The sequence below is a fragment of the Actinomadura sp. 1N219 genome (genome assembly GCF_044326405.1).
Taxonomy (GTDB): Bacteria; Actinomycetota; Actinomycetes; order Streptosporangiales; family Streptosporangiaceae; genus Spirillospora.
In genome coordinates this window covers 44,910-61,960 of the sequence record NZ_JBIRAY010000008.1, presented here as the reverse complement: position 1 = coordinate 61,960, position 17,051 = coordinate 44,910, and the positions used below count along the sequence as shown (strand labels likewise).

General features: G+C 70.0%; 17 protein-coding genes. 12 read left to right on the top strand and 5 right to left on the bottom strand.

Annotation, left to right across the window (positions count from 1 at the left end; translation table 11 throughout):
• Window positions 1-289: 289 nt before the first annotated feature.
• Complete coding sequence (locus ACH35V_RS23905) at window positions 290-871, bottom strand: HhH-GPD-type base excision DNA repair protein (RefSeq protein WP_395975192.1); 582 nt, start codon at window positions 869-871, stop codon at window positions 290-292.
• Window positions 872-965: 94 nt separating this feature from the next.
• Here ACH35V_RS23905 and ACH35V_RS23900 point away from each other — a divergent pair, with 94 nt between their 5' ends.
• The 10 genes from ACH35V_RS23900 (at window position 966) to ACH35V_RS23855 (ending at window position 10,089) form a co-directional block, all read left to right on the top strand.
• Window positions 966-1,670: a molybdopterin-dependent oxidoreductase gene (locus ACH35V_RS23900; protein WP_395975191.1), complete on the top strand. Its 705-nt coding sequence runs from the start codon at window positions 966-968 to the stop codon at window positions 1,668-1,670.
• Window positions 1,657-2,373: a cytochrome b/b6 domain-containing protein gene (locus ACH35V_RS23895; protein WP_395975190.1), complete on the top strand. Its 717-nt coding sequence runs from the start codon at window positions 1,657-1,659 to the stop codon at window positions 2,371-2,373. Before ACH35V_RS23900 ends, ACH35V_RS23895 begins: the two co-directional genes overlap by 14 nt.
• 63 nt (window positions 2,374-2,436) lie before the next feature.
• On the top strand, window positions 2,437-2,685 hold the full coding sequence (locus ACH35V_RS23890; RefSeq protein ID WP_131964860.1) for a hypothetical protein: 249 nt from the start codon (window positions 2,437-2,439) through the stop codon (window positions 2,683-2,685).
• Window positions 2,686-2,864: 179 nt separating this feature from the next.
• Entirely contained in the window at window positions 2,865-4,403 is a 1,539-nt protein-coding gene (locus ACH35V_RS23885) for a hypothetical protein (RefSeq protein WP_395975189.1), read from the top strand.
• 100 nt (window positions 4,404-4,503) lie between these two features.
• The gene (locus ACH35V_RS23880) at window positions 4,504-5,985 is read left to right on the top strand and encodes an SseB family protein (protein WP_395975188.1); all 1,482 of its coding nucleotides are present in this window, start codon (window positions 4,504-4,506) and stop codon (window positions 5,983-5,985) included.
• Window positions 5,986-6,050: 65 nt separating this feature from the next.
• A complete protein-coding gene (locus ACH35V_RS23875; RefSeq protein WP_395975187.1) occupies window positions 6,051-7,469 on the top strand; it encodes an SseB family protein in 1,419 nt (472 codons plus the stop codon).
• On the top strand, window positions 7,466-7,834 hold the full coding sequence (locus ACH35V_RS23870) for a hypothetical protein (RefSeq protein ID WP_395975186.1): 369 nt from the start codon (window positions 7,466-7,468) through the stop codon (window positions 7,832-7,834). The genes ACH35V_RS23875 and ACH35V_RS23870 overlap by 4 nt, the downstream gene beginning before the upstream one ends.
• Window positions 7,835-7,863: 29 nt before the next feature.
• Window positions 7,864-8,616 (top strand): LamB/YcsF family protein, encoded by a 753-nt coding sequence (locus ACH35V_RS23865; RefSeq protein WP_395975185.1) that lies wholly within the window; start codon window positions 7,864-7,866, stop codon window positions 8,614-8,616.
• The gene (pxpB, locus tag ACH35V_RS23860) at window positions 8,613-9,227 is read left to right on the top strand and encodes a 5-oxoprolinase subunit PxpB (RefSeq protein ID WP_395975184.1); all 615 of its coding nucleotides are present in this window, start codon (window positions 8,613-8,615) and stop codon (window positions 9,225-9,227) included. The genes ACH35V_RS23865 and pxpB overlap by 4 nt, the downstream gene beginning before the upstream one ends.
• Before the next feature lie 13 nt (window positions 9,228-9,240).
• A complete protein-coding gene (locus ACH35V_RS23855; protein ID WP_395975183.1) occupies window positions 9,241-10,089 on the top strand; it encodes a biotin-dependent carboxyltransferase family protein in 849 nt (282 codons plus the stop codon).
• A gap of 23 nt (window positions 10,090-10,112) precedes the next feature.
• Here the strand turns inward: ACH35V_RS23855 and ACH35V_RS23850 are convergent, their stop codons facing one another.
• From ACH35V_RS23850 to ACH35V_RS23840, 3 genes are read right to left on the bottom strand one after another with little or no spacing between them, the layout of a single operon-like run.
• The gene (locus ACH35V_RS23850) at window positions 10,113-10,856 is read right to left on the bottom strand and encodes a histidine phosphatase family protein (protein WP_395975182.1); all 744 of its coding nucleotides are present in this window, start codon (window positions 10,854-10,856) and stop codon (window positions 10,113-10,115) included.
• A gap of 58 nt (window positions 10,857-10,914) precedes the next feature.
• On the bottom strand, window positions 10,915-12,000 hold the full coding sequence (locus tag ACH35V_RS23845; RefSeq protein WP_395975181.1) for a winged helix DNA-binding domain-containing protein: 1,086 nt from the start codon (window positions 11,998-12,000) through the stop codon (window positions 10,915-10,917).
• A 57-nt stretch (window positions 12,001-12,057) separates the two neighbouring features.
• A complete protein-coding gene (locus tag ACH35V_RS23840) occupies window positions 12,058-14,679 on the bottom strand; it encodes an AAA family ATPase (RefSeq protein ID WP_395975180.1) in 2,622 nt (873 codons plus the stop codon).
• 270 nt (window positions 14,680-14,949) lie between these two features.
• Between ACH35V_RS23840 and ACH35V_RS23835 the strand changes: the two genes are divergently transcribed.
• Window positions 14,950-15,624, top strand: coding sequence for a ribonuclease HII (locus ACH35V_RS23835; RefSeq protein WP_395975720.1), 675 nt, complete (start codon window positions 14,950-14,952; stop codon window positions 15,622-15,624).
• 73 nt (window positions 15,625-15,697) lie between these two features.
• The gene (locus tag ACH35V_RS23830) at window positions 15,698-16,330 is read left to right on the top strand and encodes an endonuclease (RefSeq protein WP_395975179.1); all 633 of its coding nucleotides are present in this window, start codon (window positions 15,698-15,700) and stop codon (window positions 16,328-16,330) included.
• 54 nt (window positions 16,331-16,384) lie between these two features.
• On the opposite strand, the gene ACH35V_RS23825 is transcribed toward ACH35V_RS23830, so the two are convergent.
• Window positions 16,385-17,047, bottom strand: a complete 663-nt coding sequence (locus tag ACH35V_RS23825) for a nitroreductase family protein (RefSeq protein WP_395975178.1) — start codon at window positions 17,045-17,047, stop codon at window positions 16,385-16,387.
• Window positions 17,048-17,051: the final 4 nt, after the last annotated feature.

Here is a 17,051-nt window from a genome sequence, read left to right as displayed (position 1 = left end):
TCACTATGAGTGAATGGGAGCAGGCTAGCGCTCCCGCCTCCATCACAACACCGTCGGAGTCAGGTATTCATCATCTCGATGGTTCGCCGCGTACGGAAGCCCTGATGAACATCCTTGTCCCCTTCGGCCACAGGCGAACACGTCGGATTCGGACACCGTCGCGGAGGACGCGGAGGCGGCCCGCCAGGACGGCGAGTAGGAGATGTTACGGCGCTCGGGGGTCACAGGGCGTCAACTCGGCTTGTTCGGCGAGTTCCGGCCAGCTTCTCCCGCCCGTAGCGGGACGCTCTTATTTGGCGGCCTTGGCCGCGGATTTCTGTTCCTGCTTGAAGGCGCGGACCTTGGCGAGCGACTCGGGACCGGTGATGTCGGCGACGGACCGGTGAGAACCTTCTTCCCCGTAGGCCCCGGCGGCCTCGCGCCACCCGTCCGGCTGGATCCCGTACTGCTTGCCGAGCAGCGCCACGAAGATCTGTGCTTTCTGCTTGCCGTACCCGGGGAGGCCGTTGAGTCGTTTGAACAGTTCCTTGCCGCTGTCGACGCCCTTCCAGACTTTTTCGGCGTCACCGTCATGGTTGTCAACGAGGTACTGGCACAACTGCTGCACCCGCTTGGCCATGGAGCCGGGGTACCGGTGGACGGCGGGCTTCTCCGACAGCAGCGCCGCGAAGCGCTCCGGGTCGTAGGCGGCGATCTCGTGCGCGTCCAGGTCGTCGGTGCCGAGCCGCTGGGCGATGGTGTAGGGGCCGGTGAACGCCCATTCCATCGGGACCTGCTGGTCTAGGAGCATGCCGACCAGCGCGGCCAGCGGGCTGCGTCCGAGCAGTTCGTCGGCTTCCGGACGCTGGGCAAGATGAACCTTCGTGGCCATGCGCCTAGCTTAGAGCCCGCCCCGGATCTGTCAGAAGTCTTACGGCCACGCCCGGAACCTGGTGCGGGGCGTGCCGCGGTGTTCGAATGGACAGGTGAACGAGGACGAACGGGCGGAAGGCAGTCCCGTCGGGCGGCGGGTTGTGCTCGGGATGCTCGGTCTCGGTGCGGCGGGGGTCGCCGTGGGAGCGTCCATTCAGGACGGCGTGAGCCGTGCCTTAGCACCGGTAGGGCCCATCGGGGACGTCCTGCCTGCGGCTGGCGGGTTCCGCTACTACTCCGTCACGGGGAGCGTGAAGCGGCACAGTGCGGCCACCCATCGTGTGACCGTTGGCGGCCTTGTCGACAAGCCGCAGTCGTTCGGGATGGCCGACTTGGCGCGGTTCCCCCAGACGGTGCTCGACAAGGACTTCCAGTGCGTGACGGGCTGGCGTGTGCCAGACGTGCGTTGGGTGGGCGTGGCTCTCCCCGATCTGCTGGACGCGGTCGGAGTGTCGAGTAAGGCCCGTGCCGTGCGATTCACGTCGTTCGACGGCGTCTATACGGAGTCGCTGACGCTGCAGCAGGCGCGCCGGCGGGACGTCCTTGTGGCGACGCGGATGGAAGGCAAGCCCGTGACGCACGATCACGGTGGGCCGACGCGCCTCTACGTGGCGCCCATGTACGGCTACAAATCGCTGAAGTGGCTCGGCGGCATCGAACTGACCGACAAGGTCATTCCCGGTTACTGGGAGAAGCTCGGTTACGACGTAGACGCCTGGGTGGGACGGTCGAACGGGCGGGACGATGCGCCGACGTGACACGACCTCGTCCGAACGGACGTGGCTGGTGCGGTTCACCCTGGCGGAGCGGTCGATCCACCACGTGACCGCGTTGCTGATGCTGGTCTGCCTGGTGACCGCCGCGTGCCTGTACCTGCCGCTGCTGTCGACGTTGGTGGGCCAGCGGGAGACGCTCAAGACCGTCCATGTGTGGTGCGGATTCGCACTGCCCGTGCCCATCGTGCTCGGTCTCGTCTCCCGCGCCTTTAGGGCCGACCTGAGACGGTTGAACAGATTCGCCCCGCACGACTGGGAGTGGCTGAAGCGTCGTGACCGGAGGGCTGTGCAGGACGGGCGCGGAGTAATTCCCGTGGGCAAGTTCAACGCGGGGCAGAAACTGAACGCGGCGTTCACTGCGGGCGCGATCCTGCTGATGCTCGGCACCGGCGAGATCATGACGTTCCCCGACCCCTGGGGAGACCGGTGGCGGACGGGCGCCACGTTCGTCCACGACTGGCTCTTCCTCGTCGTCGTCGTGGTGACGGCCGGGCACCTGTGGGAGGCGTTCCGGGATCGTGGCGCGCTCAACGCGATGGTGACCGGACGCGTGGAGCCCGACTGGGCGGCACGGCACCACGCGGGCTGGGCGGCGGACGCGACCCCGGCAGACGCGACCCCGGCAGACGGGGCCTCCGGCGAGGACGGCGCAGAATTTGCCCAACGTCGTCCCGATATCTATTGACTCTCTTCGCAGAAGCGCTGGAATGGGACATTCAGGGATACCCGTGCGCGGAGGTATGCGCTGATGCCTGCACTGGCCGATCACCGGAGCGAGACTCGCGACGCACTCGCGCGACGGCTCTGCGAGGAGTTCGCGTCCTTCCACGCGGACAGGGTGCGGCGCTGCGTGGCCGACGTCCAGGCATGCATGGCGCACCTCGGTCTGGAGGCCACGCCCGCCAGCGTCGAGCGAATGGCGCGTGAACACCTCACCGGCATTCTGAAATCGGAACCGCCCTCTGGACGCGCCCCGGTCAACGGGGTCGACGGCTGAGCGGCCCCTTCGCGTGTCGCAGGTGGCCGCCGTCCCGTGTTCGGACGTGTCCTGGACAGCGCCCGCGGCCGATCTGAGAGGCTAGGAGGGTGAATCCCCGTCGCCACCACCGTTCCTCCGGGGAACCGGGCCGAGCGGGATCGACACCCCCCGACGAGGTCACCGCGATCTTCGACGGCATGCTGCAGCACGCCCGCGAGTTGCTGGCCGTGCGCAGCCCCTTGGACGCCGAACTCATCGTCAGCGAGATCCTCGGCGCGTGGTGGGGAAAGCGGGTGCCGGACGGCGACGTCGAGGAGGTCATCGGCGAAGCACTGGTCGACTACGCGGGAACGGCGGGAACCCCGGCCGCGCTTGCATTGCTCATCGGAATGGCCTACATGGGCACCCCCCGCCAGGCAGCCAAGGCCGAACGCGCGGCGCTGGAGCTGATGGGCAACGGCGTCGCCAGGCCGGGATGGGCCGACCGGGTGGGGATGGTGGCTCCCGAGGAGTGCTTCGTGTCCAGGGACGTCTACGGCGACCAGGACTCCATCGTCTGCACCTACACCTACGGGGGCACGGAACGGCACGCACTGGTCATCCTGGTCGATCGCAACAAGGCCGGGGCCGTCCCGCCCGCCGGCGACCCATTCGCCCGGGCCGCGCGTGCTGGACGGCCGCCGATGCCCGGGATGGTCAGGGACGCCTGGGTCTCGTCCAAGGTCGACACGCTTTTGGAGCACTGCCGCCGTGAGGGTCGCGACAACCCGCTGATGCGGTTCGAGCCCGTCGACTCGCGGGACGCAAGGGCACTGCTGCAGAGCGCGCTGGACCTCACTGACGACACAGACGATCCGCCGGTGAACGAGAACTTCGGCTCCTACCACGCCTTCGTCCGCGCGCGCGTGGACATCCTGCCGCCCGGCGGGCGGCTCCCCCAGCCTCCGGTGTACGGACGCGACAGGCGGGCAACGATCGCGGCGCGATTCCTTGCGTCGGACGAGGCCGAGGACCTGTCCGACCGCTCCGCTGCGAGCCGGTGCGTCGACCGAATCATCGACTACGGCTGCACCCACGACTTCGGGCGGCCGTTGCGGGTGAGCCCAATCAAGTGCGAGATGTTCCTGCTCGACTGGTTGCCGCGGAAGGTTCTGCTGTCCCCGACCGAACAGGAGGCCGTCCCGCACGTGCTGGCGGCGTGGGTGCGGTGGGCGGGCAAACGCACGGGGCTGCCCGAGGAGGGCATCAGGGCGACGCTGGACGCCCTATGGGACGCCACCGCGAAGTTCGCCGAGGCTTACCGCGACCCGTCCGCATTCGGTCTCGACCGTGAGCTGGTCGGCCGGCTGCTACCCGACGGCGACCTCGAGGCACTGCCGCGGCGGGCGTTCGCGCTGCCGTTCCTGTCCGGCACCCACAGGCGCTCAGGGCGGCACGGTTTCATCAACCTGTCGACCCTGGATCCGGCCGACCACGACGACCGCCGCATCATCCTGGAGTTCGAGCACCCAGGCGCGGACGAAGAACACCTGAACGCGCACGAACGCCTTGCCGAACGTCTGTGGGACGGCGACCCCCCGCAGTTGTGGGATACCGCACAATCACTGCTCGACATCGGTTACGAACGCCACGAGATCCTGCACAAACTCATCGACGTCCTGGACCGCTGCGGGGACGACCCGGAGGCGCTCCGCGAGGCCCTGCATGTGCTGCGTCACGAACCCCCGCCGGAGTGAACTCCCGGTTTGCACGCGGCGTCCCCGGAGGTAATCATCGGTTCTCGGGCATGGTCTCGCGGGGGCCCGGGGGGCCGGCCTCCGGTCGTAGGGAGTGATCTTGTTGGAGTGGTCCGAGTTCGCCCGTCGGCTGGGTCGTGAGCTGGCGGGTCTCGAACGGGACACCATCCTCATCGTGCGGGAGCGCGATGAGAGCCGGCACTATGTGCAGGCCATGCGGGAGCCCGACCGGCTCTACGCCGAGGCCGTCAGCAACAACTTCCTCGAAGGGCCGCTGCTGCTCACGCTGGCCGACGAGGAGGTCATGAGCGACGCGGGCTGGCGCCCGCCCTCCGACCCCGCCCCGCGCAACTGGTGGACGGAGCTGCCGGAGTTCGGCACGCCCGGCGGGATGCCGTCGGTGTCCGCCGGCGACTTCTCGCGGCTGGCGGACGTGATGGTGACCGCGCTGCGCGACGTCCAGGGCGTCCGGCGGCCGTCCGACCTCGTGTACGAGTCGTTCCACCGGCACGGCACCGGGCTGATCGAGCTGTCCGACTTCGGCATCGACGTGGCGGACCCGTCGCGCGTGAACAAGCGCCGCGCGTCGTCCGGCCGCGCGTCCGGCGACCTGCTCGCCGAGGCGGGTTCACTGCCAGCCGGGGCGCTGCCGGGAGGAACTCCTGGGGCGCCGGAGGGCCTCCCCAGCGCGGACATCGATCGGCTTGAGGCGCGCCTGGCCGAGGCCAAGGCGAACGGCGACAACACCGCGTACTTCAGGCTGCTGGCCAACGCCGACCTGGTTCTGCCGGCGACGGCACCGGCGGTGGAGGATCCCGACCGCGCCGAGTTCCCCACCATCACGATCGGCAGCAGCACCTACGTCACGGTGTTCACCTCGCCCGGCGCCCTGGCCCGTACCGGCGACCGGCACCCCGGCCTCTACCGGCGCACGTCGTTCGCCCGTCTGGCGTCCGGCTGGCCTGACCCGACCTGGCGGTTGGCCATCAACTGGGGGCTTCCCAGTGAGGTGCTTCTGGACTCGTCCGTCATCTCCCGCATGGACGGAGGAGCGGGCGCGGCGCCGTCCCTTACGCCGGACGTGCCCAACCCGTACGGGAAGGTCGATCCGAACGCGCTCGCCGGGCCCAACCCCGTCGCCGGTGGCTCGATCCCAGCGACCAATGGTTCGGCCCCTGCCGTGAACCGGCCGCACGAAGACTCCCACACCGCCATCGACCCGTACTCCACTGCCGAGCTACGGGCGGCGCTTGGGACAGGCACCGGCGAGCCGGAAAGCGCCCTACGGGAGAACTTCCCGCAGGAGGCCGTCGCACCGAAGCCCGCCGAACCGGCGCCTGCCGAAGCTGAGAACGCCAAGGCGGAGAATGCCGCTGCGCTTCCCCTGGGCGCGCCGACGAACAGGAAGCCCGCCGCAGGCGCACAGCCGCCGGTGGGCATCCCGATGCGTCCGCCCCATGGCACTCGCCTCTGGCGCTCAGCCGGTGAGGGCGACGAGACACCGCTCGCGGTCTACGACGCCATAGGCGGCGTGTGGGCGCCTGTGAAGGCCGACGCCGTTCCGGCTCCGCGGACCGACTGACTCGCATTCGGCTACCGTCGGGTAATGCATTTCCGCCGCCCCACGGACGTGAGAGTGGACCCCCTGTGGACTGGAACGACTTCGCCAAGCGGCTGACGCTGGAACTGTCACGCCTGCCGGTCACGTCGTTCGTCATCTTGCAGGGTCCAAGCGGGCTGCCCTACGTCCAGGCGATGAGGTCCGAGGGGCTGTTCGACGCCGAGGCAGTCGGGAGCGCGTTCCTGCCCCGGCCGCTGGCTCCGCGACAGGAGCGGCGGCTGAGGGCGCTCGGCTGGGAGCCGCCGGACGAGGAAGAGCGCAAGAACTGGTGGCAGCAATTCACCCTGCGCGAGCACCGCGACCGTCGTGACCGCGGCGACCGGGTGTCGGCGGAGCAGCTGGAGACATCCGCCCTCCTCGCCGGGCTGATGGTCGGGGCGTTCCGCGACGCCTACCACATCGAATCGCCGCTCGAACTCGTCTATCAGGCGAGCCGGGCCGGGCCGGACGGTGGTCCGCTGGCGTTGCCGGGTCTCGGCATCCCGCTGGCCGTGCCCGAGGCTGAGAGCGATCCCGCCAGCCCGTCCGGCTCCGATCTGGAGGCCGCACTAGCGGACGCCCGTGAACGCGGCGACCAGCACGGGTACCTGGACCTGCTGGCACGCGCTGTCCTGTATCTGCCCGCTCCAGGGGACGCGGTAGCCGCCGACCACCAGTTCGCTACGGCCCGGTTCGGCGACGGCACGTTCGTGCTGGCGTTCACCTCTCTTGAGGCGATGAGCCTCTCTCTGCAAGGGCAGGCCGCGCTCCACCGGGAGGCGTCCCTGGCGGAGCTGGCGCGCGGCTGGCCGCACCCGGCCTGGCAGCTCGCGATCAACCCGGGCCTGCCGAGCGCGGCCTACCTGGACGCGAACGCGCTCCTCGAGCCCGGCGCCGGACCTCGCGGCGCCGAACCCGCTCCCGCCGAGGCGCCGCCGAGCGACTCCGCCGCCGCCGGGACGGCTCCCAGCCCGCCGGAGAGCCCCTCTCCGCCGCCGTCCGAACCTCGGCTCCCGACCGGCGTTCCCGAGGGCTCAGAGACGCTCACAAGCGCGCCGCAGGTCGTGATCATGCAGAAGGCGGTGCGGCCCGAACACGTCCAGCACTACCTGGACGGCGGCTACGACCTGGTCGCCGGGTACGTGCACCGGGTCGAGGACGTCGCGGAGATGACGACCCCGGCGACGCTGATCGGCGGGCTCGGGCTGGCGTACGAGGGCTCGACTTTCACGCCGGCCGACGAGCAGATCTTCGTGATCCGCTGGCCGGCGGTGAAGCCGCCGCTGTTCCGCCGGGTCGGCGCGCCGGGCGGCCCGGCCGTCCCCGAGTTCAAGATCGAGAGCCAGCGGCTGCCGCACGGCGCCGGGCTGTACCGGCTCGGCACCGCGGGAACGGAGTCGCTGGTGGCGTCCTACGACGCCGATCTGCGCAGGTGGCTCGTGAAGCTCCCGGGAGGGTCGGGGTGAGCGTCCGGCACGGCTTCTACGCGGGCTGGCGCGGCGCCGAGTACGAGGCGAGCCCGGACGGCGACCTGGTCCGGCTCTACACCACGCAGCACGCCGACGGTTTCAGGCGGATCTCGCCGGATCGGTACGTCAACGTGGTGCCGCTGTCGGACGTGGAGCATCTGCGGTACGTCACGACGCACTGCACCTGGCACGGCGAGCCGTTCGTGGTTCTGGGCGAACACGACGGCTGGCTGCGCGTGGAATACAGCGGCGGTGAGGCGCCCGTAGCGGAACGGCTGGGGCTGGAGCTGTTCGACCGTGGCGTGTACCAGGCGTGGGCGTCCAGGCACGAGGTGGAGGACGTGCGCGAGGAGGCCGTCTGAAGCGCGACGATCAGTGGTAGGTCTTGGGCATGGCGGTCATCGACATCAACGCCGACCTCGGCGAGGGGTTCGGCGTCTGGGAGCTCGGCGACGACCTGGCGCTGCTCGACGTCATCACGAGCGCGAACGTGGCGTGCGGGTTCCACGCGGGCGATCCGCTCATCATGCGGCGGGTGTGCGCGGCGGCCGTCGAGCGCGGGGTGACGATCGGCGCGCAGGTGTCGTACCGGGACCTGGCCGGTTTCGGACGCCGTGAGATGGACGTGGCCCCACCGGAACTGACCGCCGAGGTCCTCTACCAGGTCGCCGCACTGGACGGCATAGCGCGCACGGAAGGCGGACGCGTCGCCTACGTGAAACCGCACGGGGCGCTGTACAACCGGGTGGCGCGCGACGACGTCCAGGCCCGCGCGGTGGCCGATGCGGTACGGGCGTACGATCCTTCGCTTCCACTGCTGACACTGGCCGGTTCCGCAGTGCGTGACGTCGCCGAGGGGCTCACCGTGGTCGCCGAGTGTTTCGCTGACCGGGCCTATACGCCGTCCGGTCGGCTCGTGTCGCGCCGTGAACCCGGAGCCGTCGTGCATGACCGGGACGCCGTCGTCCAGCGCGCCGTCAGGATGGCTGTAGAAGGCACTGTCGTTTCCGTGGACGGCGGGGAGGTCGCGCTGGACGCCCGTTCCATGTGCGTGCACGGCGACACTCCCGGCGCTGTGGAACTGGCCCGGTCGGTACGGGCGGCGCTTTCCGAGGCGGGGGTCGCACTGGAGCCGTTCGCGTGAGAGTGCTGCGCGCCGGTGACGCGGCCCTGCTTGTAGAGACCGGCGACCTCGTGACCGCGCACCGCCTGAACGCCGCACTGCGGGACGATCCGCTGCCAGGGGTCGTGGACGTCGTCCCTGGGGAACAGACCGTCCTGGTGATAGTCGACCCGTCGGCCGATCTGGACCGTCTCGCCACACGGCTTCCACGAATACGGCTACCTGAAGATGCGGCGGGAGACGTGGAGCCGGTGGAGATACCCGTCGTCTACGACGGGGAGGACCTGGACGAGGTCGCCGCGCTCACCGGACTGTCCCGCGACGACGTCGTCCACCGGCACGTCTCAGCCTCGTACACGGTCGCCTATCTTGGATTCTCCCCCGGGTTCGGTTACCTCACGGGCCTCGACCCAGCTCTGCACGTGGCACGGCGCGAGTCGCCGCGGACCTCCGTGCCGGCGGGTTCGGTGGCGATCGCGGGGCCGTACGCGGCCGTCTACCCGTCCCGGTCGCCGGGCGGCTGGCGCCTGCTCGGACGTTCCGGGCTGCGGCTGTGGGACGTGACCCGCGACCCTCCGTCGCTGCTCAGGCCGGGGACGCGCGTCCGCTTCGTGCCCGGGGAACCGTCGTGATCGAGGTCGTGCGTTGATCGAGATCGTGCGGCCGGGGCCGCTGGCGACCGTCCAGGACCTCGGGCGGCCGGGCCGCGCGCACCTGGGCGTGCCGCGTTCCGGAGCCGCGGACGAGCGCGCCTTCCGGCTGGCCAACCGGCTCGTCGGCAATCCCGAGGGCGCGGCGGCCGTGGAGTTCACGCTCGGTGGGGCGGCCTTGCGTTTTCACCGGAACGCCTGGATCTCGGTCACGGGAGCGCCAGTGCCGCTCTGCATCGACGGCCGTGCGTATGGGATGAATGCGCCGTGCCATGTCCGGGACGGCGGGCTGGTCGAGTTCGGTACGCCGTCGTCTGGGCTGCGCAGTTATCTCGCCGTGCGCGGTGGGGTCGCTGTAGAGGAGGTTCTGGGAAGTCGTTCGACGGACCTGCTGTCGGGGCTCGGCCCAGCACCACTCTCGCCTGGTGACCGCCTTCCGATGGGGTCCGCTAAAGGATTCGGCGAAATCGCTGTGGACGTCGCGCCCGCGCCCTCCCTGCCTGAGACTCCAGTGCTGCGCATCCTGCCCGGCCCACGTGATGACTGGTTCGCCAAGGATGCGATGGCCACGCTCACGTCCGCTGCCTACGTCGTGTCACCGGACAGCAACCGCGTGGGCGTACGGCTGGACGGTCCGCCACTGGTCCGTGTCCGCGAAGGCGAGCTGGGCAGCGAGGGCATGGTCACCGGTTCGCTTCAGGTGCCGCCCAGCGGAATGCCCATCATCTTCCTGGCCGACCATCCGACGACCGGCGGCTACCCGGTGGTCGCCGTGCTCGCCTCAGCCGACGTGGCCGACGCCGCGCAGTTGCGTCCGGGCCAGCGTCTCCGCTTCCGCGTTTAGCACCACGCGTCTATGTCACGCGCCTATGTCAATGGTGCGGCTACGGACCAGTCCAGGTGGGAGACGTCGTTGAACCCACGGATGGACGACAGCTCACCGAGCCTCACCAGCGACGAGATGGACCCGTTGTCGGGGGTGAGGAACGCGAACGGCCTGGCCCCGGTCGCGGCCGCGAGCGCCTGGGCGATCACACCGCCGTGGGTGAACACGGCGATCCGGCCTCCCGCGTGCGCGGCCGCGAGCCGGGTGAGGCTGGCGTCGACCCGTCCCGCGAACACCTCGTTGGCTTCCGCTCCGGGAATGACGTCCCAGCGCTCCTGGGCGAACATGCGCTGCGCGACCGGATCGCCATCGGCGACCATCTTCCGGAACAGGCCGCCTTCCCATTCGCCGAGATACACCTCGCGTAGGCCGGGCTCAACGCGAGGCTCCAGTCCCAGGCGACGGGCCAGCGGGGCCGCGGTCTGGGACGTGCGTCGCAGGGGCGTCACATAGATCGCGTCGAGGTTCTCCTCGGCGAGGCGCTCACCGAGACGATCCGCTTGTGCGTGCCCCTCCTGCGCGAGTTCGGGATCGCCTTGGCCGTCCACGAGCGGGAACGGCCGGTCCGGATGGGCGGGCTCAGAGGCGCCGTGCCGGATCAGCAGAATCTCGGCCGCGCCGTCCGGTGCCTTGTACCGCGTCTGCCGGTACACGTCCGGCTCGTCCGGCCCGGCCGGCCCGTCCACCTCGTCGCGCCGATCGGCCGTTTCGTCGCGATCGTCCATGGTCGGCACCCTAGATGAGCACTCCGCACACGCTTCGATCCGGGTCGCGCCGCAGTTGTCAGGACAGCAGCGCTTCCAGCCGGGCCAGTTCGTCGTTGAGCGGGTCTGCGGGAACGTCCTCGAAAGCGGTGACGGCCACGCCGCCGTCTTTCGCCTCCCAGACGCCCGCGACACGTCCCTCGTACAGGACGACGGGAGAAATCCAGCCTCCCGCGCGGCTCACTGCCTTACGGCGCTCCGCCGGTACGAGATAGGGCGCGCTCGTCCCGGCGCCCAGGACGTACTGGTCGAAGGCCCCGAGCAACCGCACGGACGTACTCGGTTCGGTGTTCAAGAGCTCGTCGCGGTGTTCGTCCAGGACGTACATCTGCACGCCCTCCACGTCGATTGTGGCGAGCCCGTCCTCGGCCGCGGTGAACCAGGCTTTGACGTCCTTCTTGCGGTTCAGCTTGCGCATCAGCCAGTTGTCGAACATGTCGGGCGTTGCGGGCCCGTGCGCACCGAGGAACGCGTGAACGGCCGTCCGGGCGGCGTCCTCCACGGACGGCAGGCCCGTCCAGCCCGGCAGCCACCGCTCTGGCGACGTGAACGTCACGCGGGTGCCCTGCGACGGCCCGTGACAGAGGACGCCCCACCAGGCCAGTGGCTTGAGCAGGGTGCCCCAGCCGGAACCGAGCACTTCGGCCAGATGTCCTGAGCCGGTCTCCTCGACGACGGCCGCGGTGAGCTCTTCGCGCGTGAGGATCGCGCCGTCGGCCAGCGCGCCGGTAGCGGCTTCGGCGATCGCCTCCAGATCGGCCGGCGTGGCACCGAAGTTCCTCTGCCAGACGGGTTTCTCCCAGTTGCGCACGGCGGCGCACAGGACGAGATAGGCGGCGGCCTCGTCCGCGGGCAGCAGATGCAGGGTTCCACGCATCGCCCAGGTCTTGACGAGAGTCCGTTCGTCCAGGAGCGCCCGCTGCACCGCACCCGCTTCGGGAGCCGTCTGCCGGACCGCGACGGCGAATTCCGCCGCTGAGGCGACCTGCGCCTGCACACCCGCTAGCCGCCGCGCTATCTGCACCGCCGACGCATCACCGGCGGATTCGATGAACTGCCGCCGCATCCGCCAGGCCAGCACCTGCGCCCACGTCACCGAGGTCATGCCCCGATTACAGCGCACGCCCAGGACAGGGATGGCACGGCACCCGCGCTTACGGGGTCAGGCCAGGCGGTGGGTGAGTTCGGCGAATGCGTCGCGGACGTCCTCAGTGGTGAGGACCGTGAGGTCGGCGGTGGTCGCGGCGTCGCCGAGCCGTGCGGCCCGCAGCGCCCGGCGTGCGCTCGCCTTCTCGTACATGGAGCGGGCGAAACGGCCGTTGCCCAGCTCGTCGATACGGCCCGACCCGCACGCGCGCTGGAATACCAGGGCGAGGTCGTCGAGAGCGCGTTCCTCCCACTGGTCGCCGCCTTCTTCGGCGATGAGCTGGGCGATGCGGAGCAGCTCGTCCGGCCCGTAGGAGGGGAAGTCGACGCGGATGTCGAATCGTGAGGCCAGTCCAGGGTTGGACGTCAGGAAACGGTCCATCTCGGCCTCGTAGCCCGCAAAGACGATGACGAGACGGTCGCGATCGTCCTCGGCGCGCTTGAGCAGCGTCTGCACGGCCTCCGCGCCGAACGCGTCCCCACCGGTGTAGCCCGGGTTGCTCAGCGCGTACGCCTCGTCGACGAAAAGCACACCGCCGAGCGCGGAGTCGACCACCTTGTTCGTCTTGAGCGCCGTCGCGCCCAGATGTTCGCCGACGAGGTCCGCCCGCTGCGCTTCGACCACTTCGGGACGGGCGAGGAGCCCGGACGCGGCGAAGATGCGGCCGAGCACGCGCGCGACGGTCGTCTTGCCGGTGCCGGGCGGCCCGGTGAAGACGAAGTGGCGTGTCGGCGGGCGGGTGACCAGGCCCTGCGCCTGGCGCATCCGGGCGACCTGGAGCTGCGCGGCGATCTCGCGGACCTGCCGTTTCACCGGTTCGAGCCCGATCATCGCGTCGAGCGAGCCGAGGGCCTCGTCCAGCGTCGGCGTCTCGGCGTAGCCGCGGTAGCGCTCGGTGACCTCGGCGAACGCGGCCTCGACGTCCTCGGCGCGCAGGGTGACCAGGTCGTCGGCGCTGGGGTTCGCCGGGCCCGCGGACGCGGACACGGCGTCGACCACACGCACGTCCCGCGCGCGCGCCGCCGCCTCGGTCAATGACCGGACGAACCGTCCGTTGCCCAGTTCGTCAACGATTCCGCGCCGTTCGACTTCCTCGAACCGTGCGGCGAGCCGCTGCCGCGCCTCCGGGTCGAGCCGGTCCTCACGGAGGCCGGTGTGGTAGTCAGCGATCCGGAGTAGTTCAGCAGGACGGTACGACGGGAAATGCACTCGTGTGCCGAACCGTGAGGCCAGCCCAGGGTTGGAGTCGAGGAATTCGGCCATCTGCGCGTCGTATCCCGCAAGGATGATGACCAGGTTGTCGCGATCGTCCTCCGCGCGCTTGAGGAGCGTCTGGACGGCTTCGTCACCGAACCGGTCCGGCTGGCCCTCGGCGGAGTTGGCCAGGCTGTACGCCTCGTCGATGAACAGCACCCCGCCCAGGGCGGAGTCAACGAGCCGGTTGGTCTTCAGGGCCGTCGCACCCAGGAACTCACCGACGAGGTCGGCGCGATGCGCCTCGACCAGGGCCGGCTCAGGCAGCAGCCCGAAGGCGTAGAAGATTTTGGCCAGGACGCGCGCCACGGTGGTCTTGCCCGTCCCCGACGGCCCGACGAACACGAAATGCCGCATGGGCTTCTCCGTGGGCACCCCGGCGGCGGCGCGCATGTGCGCGGCCTCGATGGACGCGGCGATGGAACGGACCTGCCGTTTGACCGGCTCAAGCCCGATCATGTTCTCCAGCTCGGCGAGCGCTTCTGCCACAGAGATCTCCGGAGCCCTTTCCTTGCGGGTCTCCGTGGGATTCGCACGCTCCGCGGCGACTGCGGTATCGGCCGCCTGCGCGGCGGCGCGCTGGTCATGGCCCGTGTGCACGACCGCTGAGACGCCCGCTTCTTCGTCGTCTGGGACGCGCCTATCGGATCTGCCAGGCCGACTCGGTCTGTCGCCCTTGTCGAACCGTTCGGGCCTGTCGTTTTTGTCGCTCCGGTCTGGGCGTTCACGCCTGTCGTTGCCGGACGGGTTCTTGCGCGGCCCTGCGGTGCCGTCCCCTTTCGGTCCCGCCTGTTCCTGGACCCAGCCCGTCTCGTACGCCTCGGCGGGCACCGTGCGCCGCGCCTGATCCCAGCGGTAGGCGAGGAAGGCCAGGGCCGTCACCCAGCCTGGCGCCACACTCGCCTCCGGCAGAGGATGCGCAAGGGCCGCGGTCACCACGCCCGCTGCGCTCAGCGCGAGGAGCGCGGAACGCCACGGCCTGTAACCGCGCAGCCGGAACGCGACGAAGGCCACGGGGAGTGCGAGCAAGGCCAGGAGCAGTGCAGGGCTCAGGTACGACGGGTGCCCTTCGTCCGGGTAAATGCTTCCCAGAGGCACCGACAGAGCTAGCCAGGCCGCGACCACCGCGACGACCGCCATGCCCGTGGGCGAACGCAACGTCAGATGGACGACGATGAGCAGGATCACCGAGAATGCCGCGGCGGCTAGGACGGGCCCTTCCAGCACCACCGTGGCGGACACGACCAGAGCGATGAGCAGTACCCCGCCCAGGAATCTCACGCCGGGGGTGACCTGGAAGTAGCGCCATCGCAGGCGCTCGAAGAGATCCCGCGCCGCGGCATCCTTCGCCGGGCGGGAGCGAGACCTGCCGAACAAAGCCATCAGAAGCGAGTAAAGCGCAGGACCGCCCGGAACGGGACTCCCCGCGCCCTGTTCGTTGGCTCCGGCACGCCGGCCTGGTGCGGAACGGGCAAGACCTCGGTCCCGGGACCAGCCCATTTGTAGTGTCCGGAAGTGGACGGCCGCTGCGATGATGGGCGCATGCCGACCGACCCCACGCACGCCCTGCCCGGACTGGACTCAGGCCCTGCCGCCGCCGCCAAGGAACTCTCGCGTGTCGCGGGCTACGAGATCGAGGACGAACTCCGGGCCATGTCGTCCGGGAGCCGCCGTCCTGCCGCGATCGCCGGAGTGGACGAGGTGGGACGCGGCGCCTGGGCGGGCCCAGTCGTGGTGTGCGCGGCGGTCACCGACCTGACACCGCCACCCGTCCTCCAGGGGCGCGGCAAGAGGACGGTCAGCCTCACCGACTCCAAGCTCCTCACCGAAGCCCACCGTGAGTCGTTCGCCGAAGTGCTGCCGGGATGGCTCGCAGGCCACGCAATCGGCGCGTCCAGTCCCGAGGAGATCGACAAGGTCGGCATGACCGAGGCGCTGCGGCGTGCAGCGATCCGCGCGCTGGAGTCGCTGCCCGTCCCGCCTGACGTGGTCATCCTGGACGGCAAGCACGATTTCCTAAGCCGCCCGTGGCGAGTGCGCTGCGAAGTCAAGGCCGACCAGAGGTCCGTCACCGTCGCGGCCGCCTCCGTCCTGGCGAAGGTTCACCGTGACCGGTTGATGGCAGAACTCGACGCCGAATTCCCCGGATACGGATTCGCGGACAGTGCGGGCTACCCCTCGCCTACCCACCAGAAGACCCTCGAGGAGTCGGGCCCTACGCCGCATCACCGGCTGTCGTGGTCCTATCTGGACGACCTTCCGCGCTGGCGGCATCTCAAGAAGCACCGTGACCCGCTCGCAGGGGAAGGGCAGCTCAGCCTTCTGTGACCCTGCCCCGCGCCCGGACATGAGTCATCCCTGCCGGCTCGGGTAGGGCGGGCCACGACAGGAGGTACATGCCATGGACACCGTCGTGAAGAAGCTGCTGCACGAGTCCGGCGAAACGTTCGCCGAGGAGGCCGGCATACCGCTGAAGGACCAGCCGGCCGCGCTTTTCAAGCTGCTCGTCCTGGCCAACCTGCTGAGCGCGCGCATCTCGTCCGGCATTGCCATGGCGGCGGCCCGCGAACTGTTCGAGGCGGGCGGCGGGACACCGCGCGGGATGAGCAAGCTGACCTGGCAGGAACGCGTCGACGCGCTCGGCCGCGGGCACTACGTCCGCTACGACGAGAGCACCGCGTCCCGCCTCGGCGACACCGCCGAGATCGTCCAGGACAGGTACCAGGGCGATCTGCGGCGGCTCGCCATCGAGGCCGGACGCGACCCGCGGAAGGCGGCCGAACTGCTCCAGGAGTTCCCCGGCATCGGGCCCACCGGCGTGGACATCTTCTGCCGTGAGGCCCAGTCCATCTGGCCCTGGCTGCGCCCCTACATCGACGGCCAGGTGCGGAAGGGCGCCGAACGGCTCGGCCTGCCCACCGACGCCGGCGAGCTCGCCTCCCAGGTGCCCGACAAGGACCTCGCGCGGCTCAGCGCGGCCCTGGTGCGGGTGGCCCGCGACAAGAAGCTCGCCGACGCGGTGAAGGCCGCGTGAGCCGCGTGAGCCGCGCGGAGGGTCACCGCGCGGAGGGTCGCGTCGCGCGGAGGGTCACAGCTCGATGATGACCTCGTCGACCGGCTTGCGGGTGATGTCGGGGACCATCGCGTCGTCCGCCGGGTAGCCGACCGGGATCACCACGTACGCGCGTTCCTCCGGCGGACGGTCGCACACCTCGTTCAGGAACTTCATGGGGCTCGGCGTGTGCGTGAGGGTCGCCAGACCCGCCTGGTGCAGTCCGGCCAAGAGGAACCCTACGGCGATGCCCACCGACTCCTTCACGTAGTAAGGCCGCGGGGTCTCCGGGCCCTTGTGCACCTCGAAGACGATGATGACCGCGGGGGCGTCCTCCAGGAACGGCTTGCGCCAGTCGGTGCCCAACGGCGCCAGCGCTTCGAGCCACTCCTGCGAGGCGCGCCGCTCGTAGAACTCCCGCTCCTCCTGCTCAGCGGCCTTCCTGAGTCTCCGCTTGCGTTCGGGGTCGGTGACGACCACGAACCGCCAGGGCTGAAGGTTGGCCCCACTCGGGGCGGTCGCCGCCGCACGGATCGCGTGCTCGATGACGTCCGGCGGCACTGGACGGCTGGAGAAGTCGCGCACGGTGCGCCGCAGCGTCATCCTGTCGGCGAACGCCTGGACGCGCTCGACCGCCTCCTCCTGCGGAACGTCGAAACGGGGTGCTGGGACGACGGGGTACTGCCGCTCAGAGCTCATGCGA